Origin of the sequence: Methanobrevibacter sp. (assembly GCF_030539555.1) — an archaeon.
Lineage (GTDB): Archaea > Methanobacteriota > Methanobacteria > Methanobacteriales > Methanobacteriaceae > Methanocatella.
In genome coordinates this window covers 1-1,655 of sequence record NZ_JAUNXX010000146.1, presented here as the reverse complement: position 1 = coordinate 1,655, position 1,655 = coordinate 1, and the positions used below count along the sequence as shown (strand labels likewise).

The 1,655-nt window shown below is 32.2% G+C and carries 2 protein-coding genes; one reads left to right on the top strand and one right to left on the bottom strand.

Going from position 1 to position 1,655, the window contains the following annotated elements; translation table 11 throughout:
- Positions 1-3: 3 nt before the first annotated feature.
- On the bottom strand, positions 4-744 hold the full coding sequence (locus Q4Q55_RS10615) for a succinylglutamate desuccinylase/aspartoacylase family protein (RefSeq protein ID WP_303372764.1): 741 nt from the start codon (positions 742-744) through the stop codon (positions 4-6).
- 44 nt (positions 745-788) lie between these two features.
- On the opposite strand from Q4Q55_RS10615, the gene Q4Q55_RS10610 reads away from it, so the two are divergent.
- The gene (locus Q4Q55_RS10610; protein ID WP_303372763.1) at positions 789-1,628 is read left to right on the top strand and encodes an AAA domain-containing protein; all 840 of its coding nucleotides are present in this window, start codon (positions 789-791) and stop codon (positions 1,626-1,628) included.
- The last annotated feature ends 27 nt before the right edge of the window (positions 1,629-1,655 follow it).

The window sequence follows — 1,655 nt, the reverse complement described above, 5'->3', positions numbered from 1 at the left end:
TAATCAGATTCCAAAATAAGACAAAAAACTTTTCATTTGAAGAAGTGAACGCTCTACACTACCTTCACCAACACTTGAAAATGGAGATAGAACTTCACCAGTAATAGCAGGAATTCCTTTCAGATTACAAACATCTTCAACAGCACCATTATATTTTTCACCTGCATAATCGATTGAAATCAGCTTACAATCAACATCCCTAGCAATATAATTGGCAATCAAGAAGCTTTCAGGAGTTGGAGATTTAGTGGAAAATACTGCTTCGGCACCAGGATTGCTGTTAAATGCTGTTGAATGAAAATCCCCTACAAAATTAATTCCCAAATCAATTATCCTTTGAACAATGACACTGCTTAAAGAATCATTGATATGTGCTGCCCTATTTAAATCTCTAGAATTAAAAAACCTGCTATTCATCATTGTAGCTTTTGGAGCTGCAAATGGAATAAAAAATAAAGTGTTTTTAATTTCTTTATTAATCAACTCATTTAAAAGTTGAATGTTGGCAATTTGGGAAGGCAGCTCATTACCATGAACGCCTGACAGAATCATAATCTTATTTTTCCCACTTCCTAATTTAAAAATAGGAGTCCCATGAACTGATTTTTCCAAAATGAACCTATTCAAATCATTCAATTCAATTTGACTGAATATTTGTTCATTTTTTGAAATGTAACCTCCGGACAGGTTAGATATGTAACTCATTTCCAGATTATCCGCACAACCAACTTCTACAAAATCCATAATTAATTATACATTAAAGCTCTTATTTAAAATTAGGGATTAAAGTGAAAAAATATATAAAAAACCTGATAAAGCTCATCAATTACGAAAGAGATGCTGAAATTGAATTGATGACATATGAAATAAGTTCAATGTCAGGTCAAAAAAGAGAAGAGCTAGGAAGAGCCATCAATAAAGTCAAAGGGAAACGTTTAGGCAAGGAATTAGGAATGGATATCGTTCAGTTCGGACGGTCCGAAACAATCGATACTGAAATTAGTGTTGGAGACATGGTTTTAATCAGTACCGACAATCCTCTTAGAAGCGATTTAACCGGAACAGTGACAGAAAAAGGAGCAAGATTTATAAAAGTGGCATTTGATAAAAGAATTCCAAAATGGGCTCTAAAAAAGAAAGTTAGAATAGACTTATATGCTAATGACATCACCTTTAGAAGAATGGAAGATAATCTTAAGCATTTAAGTTTAAAGGGAAAAAATGCCTTGGAATACATGCTGACTGACAGAAATCCTAAAAAAAATAGAAAAATCCCGTATATTGATTATATTGATAAAAATTTAAACTCCTCACAAAAAAGGGCGATTGAAAATAGTTTATCAAGTGAAAACTTCTTTTTAATTCACGGCCCCTTTGGAACTGGCAAAACAAGAACACTAGTTGAGTTAATCTCACAAGAAACTCGGCAAAACCATAAAGTACTTGCTACGGCCGAAAGTAATGCTGCAATTGACAATATTTTAGAGCGTTTGATGGAAAATAAAAAATTAAACATGACACGACTTGGTCATCCTCAAAGAGTATCAAAAAACAATATCACATATTCATTAGCATATAAAGTTGAAAAGCATGACCTAAATAAAAAGATTAAAAGAATTGGGATATGAATAAAAAAAGTAAAATAATAGATAGGA

What these genes read in the sequence shown, in the direction of transcription:
- Q4Q55_RS10615 (WP_303372764.1), bottom strand. Translation starts at nt 744, where the DNA reads ATGGATTTTGTAGAAGTTGGTTGTGCGGATAATCTGGAAATGAGTTAC.